Below are 23,885 nucleotides of genomic sequence, written 5' to 3'. Positions count from 1 at the left end.
TCGTTCCTCGCACGACGTGCCCGACGGCGTGTCAGGCCTCAGCGCTGTCGGGCCCGGCCGAGAGCCTTGGCCGCCTCGACGAGCAGGAAGACCACGATCGCGAGCCCGAGCGTGATACCCCACTCGCGCAGCCCGATCGGCGCGGAGCCGAACCACGAGTGCATGAAGGGCGCGTAGACGAACACTGCCTGGAGGGCGAGCAGCGAGCCGGCCGAGTACCAGATCGCCCGGTTGCCCTGGAGGACCGCGGGCGTGATCGACGAACGGTCCAGGAAGCGGCAGTTGAACAGGTACGCGAGCTGGCCGAGGGCGAGCATCGTCACGGCCGTCGTCTGCGCCTCGGCCACGCCCATGCCCTGGTCGCGCTCGATGAAGTACACCGCCATGGTCGCGCCGCCGATGAGGACCGAGACCAGCAGGATGCGACGCAGGTACGCCGGGGTGAGGATCGAGGCCTTGGCGTCACGAGGAGCGCGGGACATGATGTCGGGCTCGGCGCGCTCGTTGGCCAGGGCGAGCGACAGCGTCACGGCCGTGACCATGTTGATCCACAGCACCTGGACCGGCTGGAGGGGCAGCGCCCACCCGAGCAGCACCGCGACCAGGATCACGAGCGACTGCGCGCCGTTGGTCGGCAGCAGGAAGAGCACCGACTTGCGCAGGTTGTCGTAGATCCGTCGACCTTCCTCGACCGCACGCTCGATCGTGGCGAAGTTGTCGTCGGCGAGGACGACCTCGGCGGCCTCCTTGGTCGCCTCGGTCCCCTTGATCCCCATCGCGACGCCCACGTCGGCCTGCGTCAGCGCCGGGGCGTCGTTCACGCCGTCGCCCGTCATCGCCACGACCTGCCCGTGGGACTGGAGCGCCGAGACGATCCTGATCTTGTGCTCGGGGCTCGTGCGCGCGTAGACGTCGACGTCCTCGACGACCGCGCGCAGCTCCTCGGTGCTCATCGCCTCGAGCTCGGCGCCCGTGAGGACCTTGGCGGCCGCGGCCGCGGCCGTGTGCTCGGTGGTCCTGGCCTGCCCGGCCCCGTCACGGACGATGCCCATCTCCCGCGCGATCGCGAGCGCGGTGCCCGAGTGGTCGCCCGTGATCATCTTGACCGTGATCCCGGCGTCCTGGCACTGCGCGATGGCCTCGACGGCCTCGGGGCGAGGAGGGTCGACGATCCCGACCAGGCCGACCAGCTCGAGGCCCGCGTCGACGTCCTCCGGCGCCAGGTCCGTGCTCCCCGGTGCTGCCGCCGTCCGGGCCGCGGCCAGCACACGCAGGCCCTGCGCGCCGATCTCGTCGATCTGGGCCGACCAGAAGTCGCGGTCGAGCGGCTCGGGACGTCCGTCAGGCCCGGTCTGGGTCGAGCAGCGGTCGAGCACCCGGTCGGGGGCCCCCTTGACGAGCACGTGCAGACCGCCCTCGGGGTCCTCGGTGAGCGTCGCCATGTACTTGTTCTCGGACTCGAACGGGACGAGCGCGACGCGCCGCCACCCGGCCGGGTCCAGGCCCGCCTTGAGACCCAGGGTCCGCAGCGCGCCCTCGGTCGGTTCGCCCACCAGGCGCCAGCCGTCGCCCTCCCCGGCGGGCTCGTGGACGATGCGTGCGTCGTTGCACAGCATCATGACCTCGGTCAGGAGCCGCAGGTCGGGGTGCTCGGGCAGCAGCGCGGGGGACCCGTCGAGGCTGACCTCGCCGTCCGGGGTGTAGCCGATCCCGGTCACCGCGTACTCGTGCCCGGCGGTGCGCACGGTGCGGGCCGTCATCTCGTTCTTGGTCAGCGTCCCGGTCTTGTCCGAGCAGATCGTGGTCACCGAGCCGAGCGTCTCGACGGCGGGCAGGCGACGCGTGATCGCCCGTCGTCGGGCCATCTGCTGCACGCCCAGGGCGAGCGTGATCGTCACGAGGGCCGGCAGGCCCTCGGGGACGGCCGCGACCGCGAACCCGATCGCCGCGGACACGAGCTCGGGGGTCTCGAACCCGTGGAACACGCGTCCGATCACGACCATGACCACGGCCATGACGAGGATGAGGACCGCGAGCTTCTTCCCGAACGCGTCGAGCGTGCGCGACAGCGGGGTCTCGAGCGAGTGGACCTCGGAGATGAGGGTCTGGATGCGGCCGATCTCGGTCGTCTCGCCCGTCTCGACGACGACCCCCGTCCCGGTGCCCGCCGAGACGAGCGTGCCCGAGAACAGCATGCTCGCCCGGTCGCCCACGCCGGCCTCGGCGGGCACCGCGTCGACCGACTTGGACGCGGGCACGGACTCGCCCGTGAGGGCCGACTCGTCGACCCGGAGGTTGACGCCCGTGAGCAGACGCAGGTCGGCGGGCACGCGGTCGCCCGAGCGCACCCGCACGACGTCGCCGGGCACGAGGTCGTCGGCGTCGACCTGTGCCCACGCGCCGTCGCGGCGGACCTGGGCGTGGACCGAGAGCATGCCCCGGATGCCGTCGAGGGCCTTCTCGGCGCGCCCCTCCTGGATCAGCCCGATCGCCGCGTTGATGACCGCGACCGCGAGGATCACGGTGAAGTCGATCCAGTCGCCCACGATCGCCTTGAGGACCGCGGACACGAGCAGGATGTAGATGAGGACGTCGTCGAACTGGGAGAGCACGCGACGCCACCACGGGGTGCGCGCGGCCGGGGCCAACCGGTTGGGGCCGACCTCGGCGAGCCGGGTCCGTGCCTGCTCGGTCGTGAGGCCGGCGTCGCTCGACCCGACCTCGGCGAGCACGGCCTGCGGCGGGAGCGCCCAGGGCGTCGGGTCGGCCGTCGCGGGGGCGAGAGGGGTGTCCGAGGCTGTCATGGCTCTCATTCAACGCCCGCTCGTGGTCGAGCACCCGGCGAGAGGCCGGGGTGGGACGAACCGTTCCATCCCACCCCGCTGGCGGGCAGGCCGCCGCGGCCGGGCCGCGCACAGCGGGCGCGGGCCCCGAGGTCCTCCTACCGTGAGGAGTGGCCGCGCACGGTGCGCGGCCGTGAGGAGGACGTACCGTGCTGGTCTCCACCATGAACGATGTCCCGGGCCGGACCGTGCAGCAGGTCGTCGGCGAGGTGACCGGACTGACCGTCCGGTCGCGCAACGTCGGAGCCCAGATCGGCGCAGGGCTCAAGTCGATCGTCGGCGGCGAGCTCAAGGGGCTCACCAAGCAGCTCCAGCAGTCGCGCGACGAGGCCGTCGCCCGCATGGTCGAGGAGGCCACCGCGCAGGGAGCCAACGCGATCCTCGCGATGCGCTACGACAGCGACGAGGTCGGCAACGGCTACCAGGAGATCGTGGCGTACGGGACGGCCGTGGTGCTCGCGCCCTGACGGTGCGGGTTTCCGACGGCGCCGCAGCCCGGCGCCCGGTGCGCGCTGCCGGCGCGGACACCCTTCCGCCGGGCTGCGGGCCTTCGCTAGGGTGCGCGCGAGGGGGATGCGTGATGAGGAGAGGGACCGCGGGCCTGGTGGCCGTCGGGGTGCTGGTCGTGGGCGGGTGCACGGCGACCCCGGTGCCGCAGGAGACGCCGATCGTCGAGGCGACCCTGACGATCGTCGTGCCGGAACGGACCGGCCCGAGCGAGGTCCCGCTCCGCCCGGACGGGTCGACGGTCGCCGCACGGCTCGGGCCCACCGGTGCCGCATCTCTCCTGGGCGGGCTCCTGACGGACGACGAGCGGTTCGGCGCGGTCCGGCTCGACGGCAGCGGGACGGTCCTCCTCGCCTGGCACGGCGACCCGCCCCAGGAGGCGTTGGCCGCGGTCGCCGAGTCCTACCCCGACGTCCTGGTGCGGGTCGAGCCGCTCGACGTGCCTCCAGGAGAGCTCCAGGGGCTCGCGGAGTCGCTCCTCGGGGACGACCGCTGGCCGGGGGTCCGCGCGGTCCACGTCCGTGACGACCTCTCGTCGATCGTCGTCCAGGTCGGCGTCGAGCCCAACCCGCTCACGCTCGCCGAACGGCTCACGGCCGAGGTCGGGTTCCCGGTCGAGGTGGAGGTCGTCGTGTCGCGATGAGGGTCCTGGGACGCCGCTGCGGGGCCGCGGCCTCCGGGTTACGGTCGACAGGTAGCCGACGGCTACGGTCTCGTACCCCGAACCCCGCACGAAGGAGCCACATCATGGCAGTCCGCACCGCCCGCACCGCGTGGAACGGCACGCTCATGGAGGGCACCGGTCAGGTCGAGCTCACGAGCTCGGGGACCGGCACGTTCGACGTCAGCTTCCCGCGCCGCACGGCAGACGAGGCCGAGGGCATCACGAGCCCCGAGGAGCTCATCGGCGCCGCGCACTCCTCCTGCTACGCGATGCAGCTCTCCGGGGTGATCGGCGAGGCCGGCGGGACGCCGGTCGCCCTCGAGGTCAGGGCCGACGTCACGCTGTCGCCGGACCCGGCCGGTGGCCTGCGCATCTCGGCGGTCGCGCTCACGGTCCGCGGCGAGGTCGAGGGCCTCGACGAAGCAGGTTTCCTCGCGGCGGCCGAGAACGCCAAGGCGACGTGCCCGGTGTCCAAGGCGCTGACCGGCGCGACGATCACGCTGGACGCAGCCCTGGAGTCGTAGCGGCCCGGCGTCCCTAGGACGGCAGCAGCGGTGGGCTCTGCGTGCCCGCGCCCTCGACGAGGCCACCGACGACCTCGGTGACCGTGGCCCGGGCGTCGTGCACCGGAGCCCACCGCAGCAGGCGCCGCGCCCGTGAGGTGTCGAGCACCGGCACGGCGAGCGCGACGTCGAACCAGCCCGGGTCGAGCGGGACCAACCGAGCCGCCCAGGCCAGGGCGACCACGCGCCGCAGGGACCCGGGCGACACCTCGCGCAGGCGTCCCTGCGAGACGATCGCGGCGACGTCGGGTCCGGTGAGGACGTCCGGCGCGGCGACGTTGAACGTGCCCGGGTGCCGACCCACGAGGATCTCGCGGTAGGCGTCCGCGAGGTCGTCGGCGTGGACGACCTGCAGGCGCATGCCGCGCGGCCACACGAGCGTCGGCAGATGACCCTTGCGACGCAGCGGCGCCGGCAGCAGCTTGCCGAAGAACAATCGCGACACCTCGCTCGCGGCGTCGCGCTGGAACGTGAACGGCGCGCGCACGCGCGTCACCACGACCCCCGGATGCTCGGCCGAGAACCGGTCGAGGATCTCCTCGACCTCGGCCTTCTGCGCGCTCGAGACGGACCCCGCGATCCCTGCGGTCGGCCAGTACTCGTCCCGGGGCGTGTCGTCGAACGCGGGCGAGCACGCGCTCGCGCACGACGCGACCACCAGGTGCCCGACGCCGGCCCGGGCCGCCGCCGAGGCGACGCGCCGCGTCCCCTCGACGTTGACGCGCGCGAGCTCCTCGCGGTCGTGCGCGGGGTCGATCGCCCACGCGAGGTGGACCACGGCGTCGGCACCCACGAACGCGCCCGCGAGGCGCGACGCCACGACCTCCTCGGGGTCCGTGAGGTCGCACCGGGCCCACTCGGCGGTGTCGAAGGGAGGCACGACGGTGCTCGAGCCGTCCGCGCGCGGCACCCGGCTCGCGACCCCGACGACCGAGGTGACCACCGGGTCACCCGCGAGCCCGCGCAGCAGGGCCGAGCCCACGTTCCCGCTCGCCCCGACGACCACGACACGCATGAAGTCTCCTCTCGACGCCCGTTTCCCCAGGCTACCGACCCGGCGCCGACCCGGCCGGGGCAACGGGGACCTTCACCCCCCGGGGAGGGTGTGCCGTCGTGGTGCCACCCGACAAGGTGCACCCCCGCGGGGTCCAACGGAAGATCGACGGGAGGCTCCGCCGCGGCCCATCCGCACGGGGCTCGCCACGAGAGGACCTGAAGGTGCAGATCGCGATGGACGACGTCCAGGTCGAGGGTCGGCGTGCGCCGATGCTCGAGGCCACCACCCTGACCCTCGCCTCGGGGGAGTGCGTCCTCCTCGCCGGCGAGCCCGGCCACGGGCACACCGCGCTCGCGCTCGTCGCGACAGGTCGCCTCGCCCCGTTCACCGGGACCGTCACGCTCGTCGGCGACGACGGCACCACCACGACCGAGACCGCCGACCTGCGCCGCGTCACGGCGGTGGTCGACGTCCCCGGGATCTCCGAGCCCGACGAGGCGCTCACGGTCGGGGACGTCGTCGCCGAGGAGCTCTCGCTCGCCGGGCAGCGGTCCCTGCCGGGGCACGCCAAGAAGTGGCTCGACGCGCACGACCTGCTCGACCGTCGCGGCGACCGCGTCGACGAGCTGCACGGCACGCTGCGGACCGCCCTGCTGACCTCCCTCGCGTCCGAGCGGGCGGACGTGCGGTTCCTGGTCCTGACGCTGCCCGACCGGCACGGGGGCGAACCGTCGGGCTGGTGGGCCGTCGCGGAGTCGCTCGCGGCGCTCGGCTACGGCGTGCTCGTGCAGTGCACGCGCTCCTCGGCCCGCGACCTCGGCGCCGACCTGCCGCCCGCGCGCGGCGACGACGCGCTGAGGGCGGCGCCCGTCGAGGCCCTGCGGACGCGCCCTGCTCCCGCCGAGGTCCCGGACGAGCAGCCGGCCGACGACACCGAGCCTGACCTGGCCCCGGTCGAGACGACCGACCCGACCACGTTGTTCGACCGGGCCGAGCCGGGGCGACACCGGGCGGATGCCGTCCCGGAGCCCGAGGTGGTGTCCGGCCCGCCCGACGGACCGGAACCCGGGCCACGGGTCGAGCCGCCCGACGGACCGGAACCCGGGCCACGGGTCGAGCCGCCCGACGGACCGGACCCCGTCACCGACGAGGAGGTCGACCGATGACCGCCGTCCGCCTCGGCATCTCCGAGCTCCGGCGCATCAGCGCCGGTACCCTGCCCAAGCTCGCGATCCTGGCCATGATCGTCATCCCCACGCTGTACTCGGGCCTGTACCTGTTCGCGAACGAGGACCCGTACGCCAAGCTCGCCGAGGTCCCGGCGGCGCTCGTCGTCCAGGACCGCGGCACGACCGTCGAGGACTCGGTCGACGGCACCTCGACCGAGAAGAACTTCGGCGAGGAGGTCGCGAAGCAGCTCGTCGACGGTGACGGCGGGTTCGGCTGGGTCGAGACGACCCAGTCGGACGCCGAGGCCGGCGTGCGGTCGGGGCGCTTCGACGCGGCGCTCGTCATCGGCCCGACGTTCTCGCAGGACCTCGCCTCGTCGGGGAGGTTCGAGCCGCAGCAGGCGAGCCTGGTCCTCATCACCAACGACGCCAACAACTACCTCGTCGCGACCATCGCCGACACGATCGTGGGCAGGGTCCGCGACGCGATCGCGGAGCAGGTCGGGACCGAGGCCGCGGACACGTTCCTCAAGGGGTTCGCGTCGATCCACACGAACCTCGCGAGCGGCGTCGAGGGCGCGCAGCAGCTGGTCGACGGCGCCACGCAGCTCTCCGACGGGACCGTGCAGCTCGTGGACGGCACGGCCCGGCTCGCGGCGGGGGCGAGCGAGGCCGCGAGCGGTGCGGCCCGCCTCGCGGACGGTGCCGACGAGCTGTCGACCGCTACCGGCACGCTCGCCTCGGGCGCGGCCACGCTGTCGGACGGCCTCGACACGCTGCGCAGCAGGACCGCGAACCTCCCGGCGCAGACCCAGGAGCTGGCCGACGGTGCGCAGCAGGTCGCGGACGGCAACGCCCTGGTCGCGGGCTACGGGCAGGAGGCGGCCGCGGCGGCGAGGGACGTCGTCGGGCGCCTCGACGCAGCGCGCGTCGACCTCGAGGCGCGCCTCGCGGAGCTCGTCGCGACGGGCGTCATCACCCAGGAGGAGGCCGACGCCGTCACGCAGGTCCTCGAGGACGCGCGCGGCCCGGTCGAGGAGGCCGCCGCCACGGTCGAGGGAGCCGCCGGGAAGCTGGGCGAGCTCGGCGCGGGCTCGGCGCAGGTCGCGGCGGGGGCGGCGACGCTCGCGGGTGCCACGCCCGCGCTCACGCAGGGCATCGCGACGGCGGCGTCGGGCGGTGACCGGCTCGCGGCGGGCGCGGCCGAGCTCGAGGACGGGGCGGGCACGCTCGCGAGCGGCGCGGAGGCGCTCGCCTCGGGAACGTCCCAGGTGTCCGACGGCGCAGCCGAGCTCGCGTCGTCGAGCGTGACGCTGCGCGACGGGACGGCCGAGCTGGCGTCCGGCACGACCCAGCTCCACGACGGCCTCGCGGCGGGCCTGGGGCGCATCCCCGACGTCGACGAGCAGACGCAGGAGGACACGGCGAAGACGCTCGGCAACCCGGTCGCGGTGCAGAAGGACACCATCGCGAACGCGGGGACGTACGGGGCCGGCCTCGCGCCGTTCTTCCTGTCGCTCGCGGCGTGGATCGGCGCGTACGTGCTGTTCCTGCTCGTGCGACCGCTGTCGAGCCGGTCGCTCGCGGCCGGCCGGCCCGCGTGGCAGACCGCGCTCGGCGGCTGGATCCCGCCGGCGGTGATCGGCGTGGCCCAGGTCGCGCTGATGTTCACGGTGGTGAAGCTCGCGCTCGACATCGACCCCGTGTACGCGGTCGGGACTGCGGTGCTGCTGGTGCTCGCGTCGGCGACGTTCGTCGCGATCCTCCAGGCGCTCAACGTGTACCTCGGCGCGGTCGGCCAGTTCCTGGGGCTCGTGCTGATGCTCGTCCAGCTCGTCACCGCGGGCGGGACGTTCCCGTGGCAGACGATCCCCGAGCCGCTGCGCGCGCTGCACCGCTTCCTGCCCATGTCCTACACGGTCGAGGGGCTCCGGCAGCTCCTCTACGGCGGTGACCTCGCGACCGTCGCGCGCGACGTGGGGGTGCTGCTCGTGGTCCTCGCGGTCGCGCTCGCGGCCACGACGTTCGCCGCGCACCGGCAACGGGTGTGGAGCCCGACGAGGCTGCAGCCGGAGCTGGTGCTCTAGCGATGCGTCAGGACGAGCGTGGCCTGGGTGCTCGCTCGTTCCGACACCGAGCGGCGATCTTGCGACGGGTTCGTCAGGCCGAGATAGGTTCGGACCGGCAGCCCGTCCGTCCCAGCACCAGGAGTCGATCAACGATGAAGCTCGCCGAGGCCCTCGCGCAGCGCGCCGACCTCCAGCGCCGACCTCCAGCGCCGGCTCGCCCAGGTGGCGAGCAGGGCGGTCGCGAACGCCCGCCACCAGGAGGGCGACCTTCCGGCCGAGGACCCGGTCGCGCTGCTCGCCGAGCACGAGCGCACCGCGGCGGAGCTCGAGTCCCTGATCGGGCGCATCAACGCGGCGAACCTCGCGACCGAGGTCGAGCCCGGCCTGACCATGACGGCCGCGCTCGCGCGTCGCGACGTGCTGCGCCTGCGCCACCGGCTCCGGACCGACCTCGCCGACGCGGCATCGGCCTCCCATGACCGGTTCACGCGCACCGAGCTGCGGTACGTGTCGGGCGTGGACGTGCCCGCGACCCGGGCCGAGGCCGACGACCTGGCGCGAACGCTGCGTGAGCTCGACACCCGCATCCAACAGGTCAACTGGACGGCTGACGTCGAGGGTGGCGGCGTGGACTGAGGCTCCGCGCACGGGGTCGCGCAGGTCCCGGTCGACGACTTCTCCGCGCCGTGCTGGTCTGTAGTACACCGAGACACCGACCGGGAGGACGACACCATGGGGAAGCTGACGTTTGCCATGAGCACGAGCCTGGACGGATACGTCGCCGCGCCCGGCGGCGACCTCGGCTGGAGCGTGCCGAGCGACGAGCTGTTCCAGTGGTGGTCCGACCGGGTGGGAGCGACGGGCCTGTCGCTGTACGGGCGCGTCCTGTGGGAGGACATGAGCTCCCACTGGCCGACCGCCGACCAGCAGCCCGGCGTCACGCCGGCGCACGCCGAGTTCGCCCGCCGCTGGCGCGACATGCCGAAGGTGGTGTTCTCGTCGACGATCAGCGCGGTCGACTGGAACGCCCGTCTGTTCAGCGGGGACGCCGTCACCGAGATCGCCCGGCTCAAGGCCGAGGAAAGCGGTCCGATGGACGTCGGCGGTGCCGCGCTCGCTGCGTCGGTCATGCGGGCCGGGCTGATCGACGAGTACGCGATCGTCACCCACCCGGTCCTGGTGGGCGGCGGCACGCCGTTCTTCACACCCTTGGACGCCTGGGTGGACCTGGACCTCGTGGAGACCCGGACGTTCCCCGGGGGTGTGCTCCTGACCAGGTACGAGACCAGGCGCTAGGTCCCACCGGTCGCCCGCGAGGTCGCGCGCCGTGCGACGTCCGGCCGCCCCGCAGTACCGTTGCGACCGGAGCGGACGGAAGTCGGTAGCCACGAGCGGGAGCGAGCACGACCCGGCCCGGGCAGGGCAACTCCAGGAGCCGGTGGGCAGGCTTGTACAGGGTCACTCCTGGCACGGTGCAGCCCAGCACGGCGCACATGTGCACCGCTCACCCGGCACAGCGCACCACCGAGTGCTGGCCCGCACGTGGCGAGGGTGGGTCCGGGGACCTTCCGTCCGCTCCGCACCGCCGTCGGGCATCCCGCCCACCTCCCTGTCCCACGTCGGACCCCCGATCTCGGACACTCCCCGGACGAGCGTCCGCAGCCCGCGGGAGTGGTGGGAGAATCGCCGACGTGACTGCTGAACTCGACGCCGCAGGAGCCCCCGTCCCGCCCGAGCGCACGGAGGCGGACGCCCAGCACGCCGCGAAGGCGGCCGCCGCCGAGAAGGCCGCGCGGTCCGCGGCCCTCAGCGAGGCCGAGCGTGCGGCGGACGCGGCGCGCGAAGCGATCGCGGCCGCGCTGCGCACCACGACGCGCGGCATCGTCGACTCCTCGACGCGGCGCCGGGCCGAGTACTCGACCGACGCGTCGAACTACCGCGTGGTCCCCGAGATGGTCGTCTTCCCGGTCTCGACCGACGACGTCGTGGCGACGCTCGACGTGACGCGCGAGCTGGGCGTGCCGCTCACGGCGCGCGGCGCGGGGACGTCGGTCGCGGGCAACTCGATCGGCCCGGGCGTCGTGATCGACTTCTCGCGGCACGTGAACCGGGTCCTGTCGGTCGACCCGGAGGCGCGCACGGCGCGCATCGAGCCGGGTGTCGTCATGTCGACCCTCCAGAAGGCCGCGGCCCCGCACGGCCTGCGCTTCGGCCCCGACCCGTCGACGCAGAACCGCGCGACGCTCGGCGGCATGATCGGCAACAACGCGTGCGGCCCGCACGCGGTCGCGTACGGGCGCACCGCGGACAACGTGGTCGAGCTCGACGTGGTCGACGGCACCGGCCGACGCTTCACCGCGGGCAAGGGCGACCCGACGTTCGCCGCGGTCCCGGGGCTCGCGCGGATCGTCAGGGACAACATGGCGCTCATCCGGACCGAGTTCGGGCGCTTCGGTCGCCAGGTCTCGGGGTACTCGGTCGAGCACCTGCTTCCGGAGAACGGCTCGGACCTCGCGAAGTTCCTCGTGGGCAGCGAGGGCACGCTCGTCACGATCCTCGAGGCAACGGTCTCCCTGGTCCCGGTCCCGAGCGCGCCCACGCTCGTCGTCCTCGCCTACGAGGACATGCCGACCGCGGCCGACGACGTCCCCGCCCTCCTCTCGCTGAACCCGCTCGCGGTCGAGGGCCTCGACGCGCGGCTCGTCGACGTGGTCCGCCGCGCCAAGGGCGCCGGCTCGGTCCCCGAGCTCCCGCCGGGGGCGGGGTGGATGATGGTCGAGGTCGGGGGAGCGACGCCCGAGGAGGCGTACGCGAACGCCGAGGCGATCGTCGCGGCCTCCGCGTCGACGTCCACGCGGATTCTGCCCGCCGGTCCCGACGCCACGGCCATGTGGCAGATCCGGGCCGACGGCGCCGGTCTGGCCGGGCGCACGCCCGCGGGCGAGCAGGCGTGGCCGGGCTGGGAGGACTCCGCGGTGCCGCCGGAGAAGCTGGGCGCCTACCTGCGCGACCTCGACGCGCTCATGGCGCGCTACGGCGTCGACGGCCTGCCGTACGGGCACTTCGGTGACGGGTGCGTGCACCTGCGCATCGACATCCCGCTCGAGACGTCGGGCTCGGTGCTACGCACCTTCATGACCGAGGCCGCCGAGCTCGTGGCCAAGTACGGCGGCTCGCTGTCCGGCGAGCACGGCGACGGCCGCGCGCGCTCGGAGCTGCTGCCCGTCATGTACTCGCCCGAGGCCATCTCGCTGTTCGAGCAGCTCAAGGCGCTGTTCGACCCGCAGGACGTCCTCAACCCCGGGGTGATCGTGCGGCCCAACGCGGTCGACGCGGACCTGCGCCGGCCCAAGGCTCTGCCCGTGCTGCCGATCAAGGGCGGCTTCTCGTTCAGCCACGACCACGGGGACATGACCCAGGCCGTGCACCGCTGCGTCGGCGTCGGCAAGTGCCGTGCGGACTCGTCGGCGTCGGGCGGGTTCATGTGCCCCTCGTACCAGGCGACCAAGGACGAGAAGGACGTCACGCGCGGACGGGCGCGCGTGCTCCAGGACGCGATCAACGGCACGCTCGTGGGCGGCCTCACGTCGCCCGAGGTGCGGGACTCGCTCGACCTGTGCCTGTCGTGCAAGGCGTGCTCGGCCGACTGCCCCGCGGGCGTCGACATGGCCCAGTACAAGGCCGAGGTCCTGCACCGCACCTATCAGGGCAAGCTGCGCCCCATGAACCACTACGCCCTGGGCTGGCTGCCGCGCTGGGCGCGCCTCGCGGGCATGATGCCGCGCGTCATCAACGCGGTGCTCGGCATCCGACCCCTCGCGAAGCTGGTGCTCAGCCTCGGCGGCATGGACCCGCGCCGCGAGGTGCCGAAGTTCGCCGAGGTCCCCTTCCGCACGTGGTGGAAGCGCGGAGGTGCGACGAACGGGGTACCGGGGCTCGCCGTCGGGCAGACGCCCGGGCGGCCCAAGGCGGGCAAGCGGCCGCAGGTCGTGCTGTGGACCGACTCGTTCAGCGACGCGCTCGCCCCCTCGGTGCCGCAGTCCGCGGTCGCGGTGCTCGACGCCGCGGGCTACGACGTGATCGTGCCCGACCAGCAGGCCTGCTGCGGCCTGACCTGGATCAGCACGGGCCAGCTCGACGGCGCCCGCAAGCGTCTCGAGAACCTGCTCCAGGTCCTGGGACCGTTCGCGGTCAACGGGATCCCGATCGTCGGGCTCGAGCCCTCGTGCACCGCGGTGCTGCGCTCCGACCTGCTCGACCTCTTCCCCGACGACCCGCGCGCGAAGGCCGTCGCCGGCGCCACCAACACGGTCGCCGAGCTCCTCACGCGCCCCGAGACCCGGCCCGCGCCCGAGACCTGGCAGGTCCCCGACCTGTCCGACGTCACGGCCGTCGTCCAGCCGCACTGCCACCAGCACTCCGTCATGGGCTTCGCGGCCGACGAGAAGCTCCTGCGCGGGGCCGGCGCCACGATCGACACGCTCGCCGGCTGCTGCGGTCTGGCCGGGAACTTCGGCATGGAGAAGGGCCACTACGACGTGTCGGTGCAGGTCGCGGAGAACGCGCTCCTGCCCGCGCTGCGCAAGGCCGGGCCGAACGACATCTTCCTCGCCGACGGGTTCTCGTGCCGCACCCAGGCCGACCAGCTCGGCGGCGTGCAGGGCAAGGCGCTCGTCGAGCTGCTCGCCGAGCGGCTCTAGGCCGGCGCCTCGGGGGGCGCGGCCTGCGCCCCCGCGCCGCGGGTCTCCGGCTCCTGGACGCCGACCTGCCACGTGAACGGCGCGAAGTCGAGCGTCTCGTCGCGCCACGACGCCCTGCGCGCGGCGTACGCCCAGAACGGCAGCGCCACGAAGACCACGCTGAGCCCGACGAGCAGACCCACGTACGTCGTCGGGCTGCCCACCTCGACCTGCGCGGGCGGCACGAAGCTCACGACCAGGGCGAGCGTCGCAGCGAGCAGCCCGCACCCGCCGATGACCCACACGCCCACGATGCCGCCGGGCACGCGGTAGCGCCGCGGTCGGCCCGGCTGGGAGTAGCGCAGGGCGATCACGGCCGCGAACATCAGCACGTACGCGACGAGGTACAGGATCACCGTGAGCTGGCTCAGGAGCTGGTACGCGGCCTGCACCGACGGCAGGATCACGAACATGACCGACAGGACCGTGACCACCGCGGCCTGGACCAGCAGGATGCGCGACGGCATGCCCGCCCGGTTCGTGCGGTGGAACCAGCGCGGCAGGTAGCCCGCGCGCGCGACCGACAGCAGACCCGTCGCAGGACCCGCGACCCAGGTCACGACGCCCGCGAGGACCCCGACGGCGAGCATCGCCGCGAGGATCGGCCCGGCCCACCCGATGCCCGCCCAGGCGAGCAGCGTGTTGAAGGCCGTGAGCAGGCTCTGCGTCAGGTCGATCTGCCCCGTCGGGATCACGACGGCGATCGCGAGGGTCCCCAGCACGAGCACGACGACGGCCCCCAGCGCGGCCACGAGGATCGCGATCGGGTAGTTGCGGACCGGGTTCCGGATCGAGCGCACGTGCACCGCGTTCATCTCCATGCCCGCGTAGAACAGGAAGATGCCCGCGGCCAGCACGATGTTGGAGAACTTCGACAGGTCCGGCACGAACGCCCCCCACGAGAGCTCGACCTGCGACGGGTTGCCGCTCGCCAGGTACGCCGCGGCCAGCCCGATCAGCAGCGCGGCCGGCACGAGCGTCCCCACGATGCCGCCCCACTTCGCGACCTGGGAGAACGACTTCACGCCCCGCAGCGCGATGAGCGTCGCGAGCCAGAACACCCCGAGGACGACCGCGAGCACGAACACCTTGTCGCTCGACACCTGCGGGGCCGCCGCGGCGTCGCCCGTGTAGGCGAGCGTGACCGCGGCGAACGTGAGGATCGTGGGGAACCAGATGCAGCCCTCGATGAACACCATGAAGATCGCGAGGAACCCCCACCGGCTGCCGAACGCCTCGCCGACCCAGCGGAACATGCCGCCCTCCTCGGGCCAGCCGGTGGCGAGCTCGGCCGCGACCAGGCCTACCGGGGCGAGGAAGAACAGTGCCGCGAACAGGTAGTAGAACGTCGAGGCGAGCCCGTACTCGGCCTCGGCCGGCAGCCCGCGCAGGCTCACGACCGCGACGATGTTCATGACGGCGAGCGCGGCGACCGTGATGGTGCCCGCGCCGGGCGTCCTGCGTGCTTCGCTCACGTGCTGGGCCCTTCCTGCGACGGTCTGGTGCGGGGTCGTGGCCGACGGCGCGACTCACGCATCGTGGCACCGGGGGAGCGGCGGCGCGCGGGGAGGGCGCGGCGGCTCGGGCTCTGCCCGGGCTCTGCTGCGGGCCCGGGGGCGGCCGGGGGCTGGCAGCATGGTCGGCATGGAGTTCCAGGACGTCGTCCGCCGCCGCCGCATGGTCCGCCGCTTCACGGACGAACCTGTCCCGCCGCGGGCCGTGGACCGCATGCTGCGCAACGCGGTCCGCGCACCCAACGCAGGCTTCGCGCAGGGGTGGGCGTTCGTCGTCCTCGACACCCCCGAGGGCGTCGCGCGCTTCTGGTCCGCGACCTCGCCCCGCGTGGCGGTCGGGGCGGGGGACGGCGGCGAGGCCCGCGAGAACCGGTGGCTCACGGGGATGCGCACGGCCCCCGTGGTCGTCGTGGTCCTGACGTCGCGCGAGGCGTACCTGCGCCGGTACGCCGAGGACGACAAGGCGCGCGCGGCGGCGCAGGCCGCGGGCGAGGGGGACGCGCCGTGGGACGTGCCGTACTGGCACGTCGACGCGGGCATGGCGTCGCTGCTCATGCTCCAGACCGCGGTCGACGAGGGGCTGGGGGCGTGCTTCTTCGGGGTGCCGCCGGGGCAGGTCGAGGCGTTGCGGGAGGCGTTCGAGGTGCCGGACGAGTTCCTGGTGACCGGGGTGGTCGCCGTCGGGCATGCGGCAGACCCGGCCCCTCGGGAGGGTGCGGGGGGAGCCGGGACCGGCGCTGCGCCGTCGGGCGGGTCACCCACGCGGCGCCCGCGCCGACCGCTCGAGGACGTGGTGCACCGCGGCGGGTGGTGAGCGGCGGGTGGTGCGCGGCAGTGGTGCGCGGCGCGGTCAGCGCAGGTCGAGCCGCATGAGCACGCGCGGGAAGCCGTTGAGGACCGAGCCCGTCGTCGCGGCCTGCGTGAACCCGGCGTCCTCGAAGAGCTTCTTGGTGCCCGCGTAGGCCATGGTCAGGTCGATCTTCTTCCCCTGGTTGTCGAGCGGGTACCCCTCGACGGCCGGTGCGCCGTGCTCGCGGGCGAAGGCGACCGCACCCTTCAGCAGGTGGTGCGAGATGCCCGACCCCCGGTGACCGGGGCGCACCCGCACGCACCACACCGACCACACGTCGAGGTCGTCGACGTGCGGGATCTTGCGGTTGCGGGCAAAGGCCGTGTCGGCGCGCGGGTGCACCGCGGCCCAGCCCACGACCTCGTCGCCCTCGTACGCGAGCACGCCGGGCGGCGGGTCCTGGCGGCAGAGCCTCTCGACCAGGGCCCCCCGCTCAGGGCCGACGAGCGCGACGTTCTCCTTCGACGGCAGGCGGTAGCTCAGGCACCAGCACACGTTGGCGTCGGGCCGCTTGGGCCCGACCATCGTGCGCACGTCGGCGAACACCGTCGCGGGCCGCACCTCGATCGTCATGCGGCCACGATGCCACCGGGTGCGGGCCCGAGCAATCGCCGACCCGCCGGGGTGTCATGACCCGCGAGACCCGGGGACCACCCTCGTTCTGACAGGTGGTTCAGGTGTGGGAGCCGGCCCGGCCCATGGCTCGGTGCAGCTCGGACAGCTCGTCGCGCGCCCGTACGTCGGCGGGGAGCTCGGACCAGTCGTCGAGCGTGTCGAGGTCGACCGCGGTCCCGGTCCGCTGCACGACGGCGGCGCGCACGCCCCGCAGCCTGGCCTCGGCCAGGTGCGCCTCGAGACTCCCGACGCCGAACCGGAACGAGAACGGTGCGTCGGCGTCGAGCACCAGGAGGTTGGTGCCCGAGCGCGTACGGTCGGTCGCGACGACGACCGGTGCGTCCTCGGCGAGCAGGGCCTCGACGTCGTCGGTCGTGAGCGCGGGGAGGTCGGCATGGGCGACGAGGAGCCGGACGGGTCGCGCGGCCTCCTCGCCCGCCGGGTCGGCGAGGTTCGCGACGATCTCCCGCCCGACGTCGAGCGCGGCGTTCAGCCCGGGACGGCCCGCGGGCTGAAGGACGATCTGGAGGCGGCCGGGACCGTCGCCCTCGGCGCTGTCGCCGTCACCCTCGGCGGGTGAGTCGGTCACCGTCGGCGGGGTGTCGTCCATCGGCGGTGGCACCGGCTCGACCAGGGTGCCCAGCGCGCGCCAGGTGAACCGTGGGTCCGACGTCACGACGAGCACCCGTTCCACTGCCTCGCTCGTGAGCAGCGTCCCGACCACGTGCCGCGCGAGCGTCGCGATCAGGCGGCTGCGCTCGGCCGGGTCGAGCACGGTCGCGAGCCGCGACTTGCCCGACGAGCCGTCGCGCAGCGGCACCACGGCCACGACGCGCTGCCGGGCCGGGGACGCACCCGCCGCACCCGTGACCGTGGGGTGAGCGGCGCCGTCGGGCGTCATGCCGAGGCCGCGAGCAGCTCGCGCGCCAGGCGCTCGCGGCCCTGCGCCCCACCCATCACCGTGTCCGTCACGAGCACCTCGAGGCCCAGGTCCTCGATCGCGGGCGCGAGGTCGTGGTCGGTCTCGTCGATGCACATGACGTCGACCAGCCCCACGTACAGTCGCGCGACGCCGAGCGCCGAGACGTCGTGCCCGAGGCTCGCGAGGACCGACGCCGCCGGGCCCTTGAGCGCGCGGCCGCCCACGATCGGGCTCACCGCGACGCGACGGGCCGTCGTGGACGCGAGGGCGTCGCGCACGCCCGGCACGCTCAGGATCGGCTCGATCGACAGGAACGGGTTCGACGGCGCGACGACCAGCAGGTCCGCGCCCGAGACCGCGTCGAGCACGCCCGGGGCCGGGGTCGCCTGCTCGGCGCCCACGAACGTCAGCCCCAGGACCTCGTCGCGGTGCTGGCGGGCGACGAAGTACTCCTGGAAGCCCAGCGACCCGTCGGCCGTCTCCACGACGGTCACCACGAGGTCGTCCGTCATGGGGAGCAGGCGCGAGCGCACGCCGAGCGAGGCCGTGAGCTGGGCCGTGACCTCGGTCAGGCTCGCCCCCGCCCGCAGGCGAGCCGTGCGCACCACGTGCGTCGCGAGGTCCTTGTCGCCCAGCGTGAACCACGTGTCCTCGCCCAGGCGCCGCATGGCGTCGAGCGTCGCGTAGGTCTCCCCGGCCAGGCCCCAGCCGCGCACGTCGTCGGCGAGGCCCGCGAGCGTGTACGTCACGGTGTCGAGGTCCGGGCTGATCGCGAGGCCGTGCAGCTCGACGTCGTCGGCCGTGTTGACCACGACCGTGAGGTCGGCCCCCGCGAGCTCCATGCCGTGGGCGAGCTTCGCGCCACCCACACCGCCTGCCAGGACCGTCACCCGCACGTCGTTCACCACGGGTCGAGCATAGTTGGGTGACCTGGGGCAGCGGTGTGCGGCGGCGTGCTCAGAGCAGGGGCAGCATGCGTCCCAGGTCCGGCACCGAGTCCGAGGTGTGGAGCGGTGCGAGCGCACGGGCCAGGACGTCGACGTCGTAGGGGATGCGGCCCGTCGCGAGGCGGACCCACAGGCGCGGGTCGACGACCTCGAGGCTCCAGCCGCCGCGCGTCACGACGATGCGCAGCAGCTCGGCGGCGACCATGTCCAGGGCGCCGCGGTCGACGGCCTTCTCGGCGACGCCCGGCAGGCTGCGCTCCAGGTCGTCGGCGTGCACGACGAGCTCGATGAGGCGCGAGACCACCATGTCGCGCAGCGTGATGGGGCCGCGGCGAGCCTGGACCACGGTCTCGGTCGGGGCGAGCTCGTCGAGCCGTGCGAACGCGCGACGGGCGTACCCGGCGACGGCGGCCAGCCGGTCCGCCGCGATCTCCTCGTCGAGGGCGCGGGTCACCTGGGCGATCTGCTCGGCGCGCTCGGGGTAGGTGCCGAGGTACTCGGCGAGCGTGAGCGGGTTGGTGCCGGGGGCGACCGGCCCTGCGGCCACGAGCGCGTCCATGGCGCGGCCCAGGTGGGACACGAGCTCCCCCACGGTCCAACCCACCAGGACGCTGGGCTGGTCGACGGCGTCGTCCAGGGTGTCGTCGAGCGACCCGAGCCACCTCTCGAGGCGGTCCCACTGTGTACGGAGGGCTGCGGTGGCCTCGGCCAGGTCTGCGGTCATGGGGACATCGTGCCGGGTACGGGGCGCGGCGTCACGCGCGGTGCGCAGGGTGGACGTCCGGGGGCGGGGCGCCGAGTGTGCAGTTCGGGTCGTTCCCGACGCGTGCGGACGACCCGAACTGCACGCTCGACGTCCGGCAGAGCGTGCCGGGCCGGAGCCGACCCGTTCTCCGGCCGCACTCAGACCTGCGCGCGCTCCCCGAGGAACTGCGTGACCATGGGCCCGAGCTGGTCGAACTCGATGAGGAACCCGTCGTGCCCGAACTCCGAGTGCAGGAGCCGCAGCGGCTGCGCGCCCGGGATGCCCTGCGCGATCCGTGCGGAGTGCTCGGGGAGGAACAGGCGGTCGGTGTCGACGGCCACGACGAGCGCGCGGGCCGTGATCTGGCCCAGGGCGGCGTCGACGCCGCCGCGGTCGCGGCCCAGGTCGTGCGTCAGCATGGACTCGGTCAGCACGACGTAGGAGTTCGCGTCGAAGCGGCGCGAGAGCTTGTCGCCGTGGTGGTCCAGGTAGGACTGGACGGCGTAGCGGCCGTCCGTGAACGGGTCCTCGCCGCCCTGCGGCAGGCGGCCGAAGCGCTCGTCGAGCTCGCGTGCGCTGCGGTAGGTCGCGTGCGCGATCTGCCGCGCGATGCCGAGGCCCACGTGGGGTCCCTGGTCGTCGGGCACGTCGTAGTAGTCTCCGCCGCGGTACTGCGGGTCGGCGCGGATCGCGCCGAGCTGCGGGTGTGCCCATGCGATCTGGTCGCCCGACGTCTGAGCACCCGACGCGATGACCGCGACCGACTCGACCGTGATGCCGGCCTCGGGGCCGAGGATCGCCCACTCGAGGACGCGCAGCCCGCCCATGGACGCACCGATCACGAGCTCCCACGACGAGATGCCCAGGGTGCGGGCGAGCTCGATCTCGACGGCGACCTGGTCGCGGGTCGTCACGCGCGGGAAGCGCCCGCCCCAGGGGCGGCCGTCCGGCCCGTCCGACGCAGGGCCCGTGGTGCCCTGGCAGCCGCCGAGCACGTTGGGCGCGACGACGAAGTACCGGTCGGTGTCGATGGGGGCGCCCGGCCCGACCATCGCCTCCCACCAGCCTGCGGACAGGTGGCCGGGTCCGGTCGGGCCGACGACGTGCGAGTCCCCGGTCAGCGCGTGCAGCACCAGGACGGCGTTGGAGCCGTCGGGCGCGAGCGTGCCCCAGGTCTCGTACGCGACGCGCACGTCCGGGAGCCTGCCCCCGGCCTCGAGGTCGAACGTACCGACGTCGGCGAAGAGGCGGTCCCCGGCGTCGTCCCCCTCGCGCCACGCGGCCGAGGCCGGGACGGGCGCCTTGGCCCGGGCACGCGAGTCCGACCCGCGCGGCGGGCGCGGTGACGCGGAGGGAGCCGGAGAAGTCATCGCCGTCCACTGTACGGCCGGGGCACCGGGCGCGCCCCGGCCGTCCAGAATCGTCATCGCGTGTCCCGGTGCCCTACTCCGCCGTGACCGAGGCAGCGGTCGCGGCGTCGGACCCCAGCGCGGCCTTCGCGGCGGTGAACCCCGCCTCGAGGTCCGCGAGGATGTCGTCGACGTGCTCGATCCCGACGGACAGGCGGACGAGGCCCGGCGTGACGCCGGCCTTGACCTGCTCCTCGGGGCTGAGCTGCGCGTGCGTCGTGGACGCCGGGTGGATGACGAGCGAGCGGACGTCACCGATGTTGGCGACGTTCGAGTGGAGCGTGAGCGCGGACACGAACGCCTGCCCGGCGTCGGCGCCGCCGTCGAGCTCGAACGTGACGATCGCGCCCGCTCCGCGCGGCGTGTACTTCTGCGCGTTGGCGTACCAGGGGCTCGACGGGAGGCCCGCGTAGCCCACGGACACGACGTCGTCGCGCGACTCGAGCCACGCCGCGACCGTCTTGGCGTTCTCGACGTGGCGCTCGACGCGCAGCGACAAGGTCTCGATGCCCTGGGCGATGAGGAACGCGTTGAACGGCGAGATGGCCGACCCGAGGTCCCGCAGGAGCTGGACACGCGCCTTGAGGATGTAGGCGAGGTTCGCGCCGAGGATGCCGTCCACGCCGAGGTCACGGGCGTACACGATCCCGTTGTAGCTGGGGTCGGGGGTGTTGAAGTTCGCGAACCGCTCGGGGTCCTTCGAGAAGTCGAAGTTCCCGGAGTCGACGATCACGCCGCCGATCGCCGAGCCGTGCCCGCCGAGGTACTTGGTCGCGGAGTGGATGACGATGTCCGCGCCGAACTCGATGGGGCGCAGCAGGTAGGGCGTCGCGACGGTGTTGTCGACGATGAGCGGGACACCGACCTCGTGCGCCGCGGCGGCGACGGCCTCGATGTCGAGGACGTCCGCCTTGGGGTTGGGGATGGTCTCGGCGAAGAACGCCTTGGTGTTGGGGCGGGCCGCGTCGCGCCACGCCTGCGGGTCGTGCGGGTCGCTCACCCAGGTGGTCTCGACGCCGAGCTTGGCGAGCGAGTACTGGAGCAGGTTGTACGTGCCGCCGTACAGCGATGGGCTCGCGACGACGTGGTCGCCGGCCTCGGCGACGTTGAGGATCGCGAACGTCGTCGCGGCCTGGCCGGACGCGAGGAGCAGCGCGCCGACGCCGCCCTCGAGGTTGGCGATGCGGTTCTCGACGACCTCGGCGGTCGGGTTGCCGATGCGCGTGTAGATGGGGCCGAGGTCCTTGAGGGCGAAGCGGTCGGCGGCGACGCCTGCGTCGGGGAAGACGAACGACGTGGTCTGGTAGATGGGCAGCGCGCGGGCCCCGGTGGTGGGGTCGGGCGTCTGGCCGGCGTGGATCTGGCGGGTCTCGAAGGACCAGCGGGGCTCGGTGCTCATGGTGGCTCCTTGGGGGTGCGGGGGAGGGAGCCGCAGGTGCGTCCGGTGGCCTGGTTCCGGGGCGGTCCGCGGCGGGGCAGTGAGGGGACTGGTGCGCACGCGGTGGGCGGGTCCGGCCGGACGTCGGGGGGCGGCTGACGGTCGTCGTCAGGTCGCCGGTCCGAGGTGCGTCCGGGTTCCGCCCGCAGGGCAGGCGAACGTGCGCTGGGGGTCAGCTACACATTCGGCGGCAGGTCATGTCCCGAGAGTAGGTCGGCATCTCATCCGGCGATACCCCCATCTCGCGATACGAGACCAGCGGAGCCGACATTCACCCAGGGGCGGGCCCTGTTCACCCGTGTACCGAGTCGCCTACCCGCGGGTCGCCGGAGAGACTGGACGTCGGCTGCCACCGTGGCCCCACGGCCGCCGGTGCGGCCGACCCGTCCCGACGACGCATAGGAGGAGCGTGACGCTCTCGCCCCCTTCCCCCCAGCAGGCGACACCCGCCCGACGGCGCCGCGCACCCCAGGAGACCGGGGCGCCCCGGGGCGCGGGGCGCCTCGCGGTCGTCGCGACCCTGGCCGTCGCGCTCACCGGTGGGGTCGCCCCGATCGCGGAGGCCGACCCCTCCGACGACTCCCGCTCGGCCCAGCAGGACGAACGCTCGGTGAACCAGCGCGTGGCCCAGATCGAGGCCGATCTCGCGGTCCTCGCAGGACAGCAGGACGACGCCTGGATGCGCGCGGGCCTCGCGGCCGAGGACGCGACCGACGCGCAGATGGAGCTCGACGCCGCGAAGGCCGAGGTCGAGGCCGCACAGGCTGCGCTCGAGGAGGCCGAGGCCGGGGAGGCCGGAGCGCGGTCCGCCATGGGAGCCACGTACCGCGCGTCGCGTCAGTCCGGTGGCTCCCTCGACACGCTGCGCGTCGTGCTCGACGCCGACGAGCTCGACCAGATCGTCGCGTCCGAGCAGGCGCAGCGGCTCACCGGCCGCAAGGTCCAGGCGGTCGCCGACGGGCATCGCACGGCTCGCGCCCTGGCGGACTCCGCACGGGCACGGTCGGTCGCGGCCCAGGAGGAACGGGCCGCCGCCAGCGAGCGCGCCGACCAGACCTTGGCCACAGCCCTCCAGGCGCAGCAGGGGATCGACGGGGCGGTGCGGGCCGCGACCGCGCGCCGTGACGAGCTCCTCGCGGACCTCGCGGCGGCACGGGCCACGACCGTCGAGGAGGAACGCGCACGCCAGGACGCCCTGGACGCCGAGCGTCGGCGGGCGGCCGAGGAGCAGGCACAGGGGGACCGTGGTGGCCAGAACGTGCCGTCGCCGGGCACGGGCGGAACCCCGACGGCTCCGCCGTCGGGCGGGGGGAGCGTCTCGCCTCCGGTGACGCCGCCCGTGACGCCTCCGGTGACCCCGCCGGTCACGCCTCCGGTGACGCCGCCTGTGACACCTCCGGTGACACCTCCGGTCACGCCTCCGGTGACCCCGCCGGTCACACCGCCCGTCACGCCCCCGGGATCGGGCGCCGCCAAGGGCCAGGCCGCGGTCGACTGGGCGCGGACCAAGATCGGCGCCGACTACCTCTGGGGCGGCAACGGGCCCGCGTACGACTGCTCGGGGCTCACGTCGCAGGCGTGGTCGAGCGTGGGCGTCAACATCACCCGGACCTCCCGTTCGCAGTACGCGAAGGTGGCGAAGGTCGGCTACGACCAGCTCCGTCCCGGGGACCTCATCTTCTACGGCAGGAACACGCAGGACCCGAGCACGATCTGGCACGTCGCGATCTACGCGGGCGGCGGCCAGATGATCGAGGCCTCGCAGCCCGGGGTGCCCGTCCGGATCACCCCGGTGCGCTGGACGAACACCATGCCGTACGCAGGCCGCCCCTGACCGGTGAGCACCACCCCGAGCCGTCACGACAGAAGGCCCGGGCCCCGTGAGGGGCCCGGG

At 73.8% G+C, this 23,885-nt stretch carries 19 protein-coding genes; 10 read left to right on the top strand and 9 right to left on the bottom strand.

Annotation, left to right across the window (positions count from 1 at the left end; translation table 11 throughout):
- Positions 1-38: 38 nt before the first annotated feature.
- A complete protein-coding gene (locus tag ACFRCR_RS05290; RefSeq protein WP_377675989.1) occupies positions 39-2,804 on the bottom strand; it encodes a cation-translocating P-type ATPase in 2,766 nt (921 codons plus the stop codon).
- 188 nt (positions 2,805-2,992) lie between these two features.
- On the opposite strand from ACFRCR_RS05290, the gene ACFRCR_RS05285 reads away from it, so the two are divergent.
- The 3 genes from ACFRCR_RS05285 (at position 2,993) to ACFRCR_RS05275 (ending at position 4,538) form a co-directional block, all read left to right on the top strand.
- On the top strand, positions 2,993-3,310 hold the full coding sequence (locus ACFRCR_RS05285) for a YbjQ family protein (RefSeq protein ID WP_030144034.1): 318 nt from the start codon (positions 2,993-2,995) through the stop codon (positions 3,308-3,310).
- A gap of 113 nt (positions 3,311-3,423) precedes the next feature.
- Positions 3,424-3,993 carry a hypothetical protein gene (locus ACFRCR_RS05280; protein WP_377675988.1) on the top strand — a complete coding sequence of 190 codons (570 nt, stop codon included), beginning with the start codon at positions 3,424-3,426 and terminating at the stop codon, positions 3,991-3,993.
- 104 nt (positions 3,994-4,097) lie between these two features.
- Positions 4,098-4,538 (top strand): OsmC family peroxiredoxin, encoded by a 441-nt coding sequence (locus tag ACFRCR_RS05275; protein WP_377675987.1) that lies wholly within the window; start codon positions 4,098-4,100, stop codon positions 4,536-4,538.
- A 13-nt stretch (positions 4,539-4,551) separates the two neighbouring features.
- Here ACFRCR_RS05275 and ACFRCR_RS05270 read toward each other — a convergent pair whose 3' ends face one another.
- A complete protein-coding gene (locus ACFRCR_RS05270) occupies positions 4,552-5,592 on the bottom strand; it encodes an NAD-dependent epimerase/dehydratase family protein (protein WP_377675986.1) in 1,041 nt (346 codons plus the stop codon).
- A gap of 203 nt (positions 5,593-5,795) precedes the next feature.
- Here ACFRCR_RS05270 and ACFRCR_RS05265 point away from each other — a divergent pair, with 203 nt between their 5' ends.
- The 5 genes from ACFRCR_RS05265 (at position 5,796) to ACFRCR_RS05245 (ending at position 13,512) form a co-directional block, all read left to right on the top strand.
- Positions 5,796-6,740 carry a hypothetical protein gene (locus tag ACFRCR_RS05265; RefSeq protein WP_377675985.1) on the top strand — a complete coding sequence of 315 codons (945 nt, stop codon included), beginning with the start codon at positions 5,796-5,798 and terminating at the stop codon, positions 6,738-6,740.
- On the top strand, positions 6,737-8,830 hold the full coding sequence (locus ACFRCR_RS05260; RefSeq protein WP_377675984.1) for a YhgE/Pip family protein: 2,094 nt from the start codon (positions 6,737-6,739) through the stop codon (positions 8,828-8,830). Before ACFRCR_RS05265 ends, ACFRCR_RS05260 begins: the two co-directional genes overlap by 4 nt.
- A gap of 204 nt (positions 8,831-9,034) precedes the next feature.
- Positions 9,035-9,448: a DIP1984 family protein gene (locus ACFRCR_RS05255; protein ID WP_377675983.1), complete on the top strand. Its 414-nt coding sequence runs from the start codon at positions 9,035-9,037 to the stop codon at positions 9,446-9,448.
- A gap of 96 nt (positions 9,449-9,544) precedes the next feature.
- Complete coding sequence (locus tag ACFRCR_RS05250; protein ID WP_377675982.1) at positions 9,545-10,108, top strand: dihydrofolate reductase family protein; 564 nt, start codon at positions 9,545-9,547, stop codon at positions 10,106-10,108.
- 551 nt (positions 10,109-10,659) lie between these two features.
- Positions 10,660-13,512 (top strand): FAD-binding and (Fe-S)-binding domain-containing protein, encoded by a 2,853-nt coding sequence (locus tag ACFRCR_RS05245; protein ID WP_377675990.1) that lies wholly within the window; start codon positions 10,660-10,662, stop codon positions 13,510-13,512.
- On the opposite strand, the gene gadC is transcribed toward ACFRCR_RS05245, so the two are convergent.
- Positions 13,509-15,026 carry a putative glutamine/gamma-aminobutyrate antiporter GadC gene (gene gadC, locus ACFRCR_RS05240; protein WP_377675981.1) on the bottom strand — a complete coding sequence of 506 codons (1,518 nt, stop codon included), beginning with the start codon at positions 15,024-15,026 and terminating at the stop codon, positions 13,509-13,511. The two genes, ACFRCR_RS05245 and gadC, sit on opposite strands and share 4 nt — an antisense overlap.
- A 169-nt stretch (positions 15,027-15,195) precedes the next feature.
- On the opposite strand from gadC, the gene ACFRCR_RS05235 reads away from it, so the two are divergent.
- Entirely contained in the window at positions 15,196-15,879 is a 684-nt protein-coding gene (locus tag ACFRCR_RS05235; RefSeq protein WP_377675980.1) for a nitroreductase family protein, read from the top strand.
- A gap of 36 nt (positions 15,880-15,915) precedes the next feature.
- Here the strand turns inward: ACFRCR_RS05235 and ACFRCR_RS05230 are convergent, their stop codons facing one another.
- The 6 genes from ACFRCR_RS05230 to ACFRCR_RS05205 all read right to left on the bottom strand — a co-directional run bounded on the left by ACFRCR_RS05230 (position 15,916) and on the right by ACFRCR_RS05205 (position 21,952).
- A complete protein-coding gene (locus ACFRCR_RS05230) occupies positions 15,916-16,488 on the bottom strand; it encodes a GNAT family N-acetyltransferase (protein WP_377675979.1) in 573 nt (190 codons plus the stop codon).
- A gap of 100 nt (positions 16,489-16,588) precedes the next feature.
- Positions 16,589-17,431 carry a 2-phospho-L-lactate guanylyltransferase gene (gene cofC, locus ACFRCR_RS05225; protein ID WP_377675978.1) on the bottom strand — a complete coding sequence of 281 codons (843 nt, stop codon included), beginning with the start codon at positions 17,429-17,431 and terminating at the stop codon, positions 16,589-16,591.
- The gene (gene cofD / locus ACFRCR_RS05220) at positions 17,428-18,360 is read right to left on the bottom strand and encodes a 2-phospho-L-lactate transferase (protein WP_377675977.1); all 933 of its coding nucleotides are present in this window, start codon (positions 18,358-18,360) and stop codon (positions 17,428-17,430) included. Before cofD ends, cofC begins: the two co-directional genes overlap by 4 nt.
- A gap of 49 nt (positions 18,361-18,409) precedes the next feature.
- Positions 18,410-19,123 (bottom strand): maleylpyruvate isomerase N-terminal domain-containing protein, encoded by a 714-nt coding sequence (locus ACFRCR_RS05215; protein WP_377675976.1) that lies wholly within the window; start codon positions 19,121-19,123, stop codon positions 18,410-18,412.
- Positions 19,124-19,302: 179 nt separating this feature from the next.
- On the bottom strand, positions 19,303-20,514 hold the full coding sequence (locus ACFRCR_RS05210; RefSeq protein WP_377675975.1) for a homoserine O-acetyltransferase: 1,212 nt from the start codon (positions 20,512-20,514) through the stop codon (positions 19,303-19,305).
- 73 nt (positions 20,515-20,587) lie between these two features.
- Positions 20,588-21,952 carry a bifunctional o-acetylhomoserine/o-acetylserine sulfhydrylase gene (locus ACFRCR_RS05205; RefSeq protein WP_377675974.1) on the bottom strand — a complete coding sequence of 455 codons (1,365 nt, stop codon included), beginning with the start codon at positions 21,950-21,952 and terminating at the stop codon, positions 20,588-20,590.
- A 448-nt stretch (positions 21,953-22,400) separates the two neighbouring features.
- Here ACFRCR_RS05205 and ACFRCR_RS05200 point away from each other — a divergent pair, with 448 nt between their 5' ends.
- A complete protein-coding gene (locus ACFRCR_RS05200; protein WP_377675973.1) occupies positions 22,401-23,825 on the top strand; it encodes an NlpC/P60 family protein in 1,425 nt (474 codons plus the stop codon).
- Positions 23,826-23,885 lie beyond the last annotated feature (60 nt).

The organism is Oerskovia sp. NPDC056781, from assembly GCF_042789955.1.
In the GTDB taxonomy this organism is placed as follows: domain Bacteria; phylum Actinomycetota; class Actinomycetes; order Actinomycetales; family Cellulomonadaceae; genus Oerskovia; species Oerskovia rustica.
Note: the sequence above shows the minus strand (reverse complement) of the source record. Positions and strands in the feature narration are given on the sequence as shown.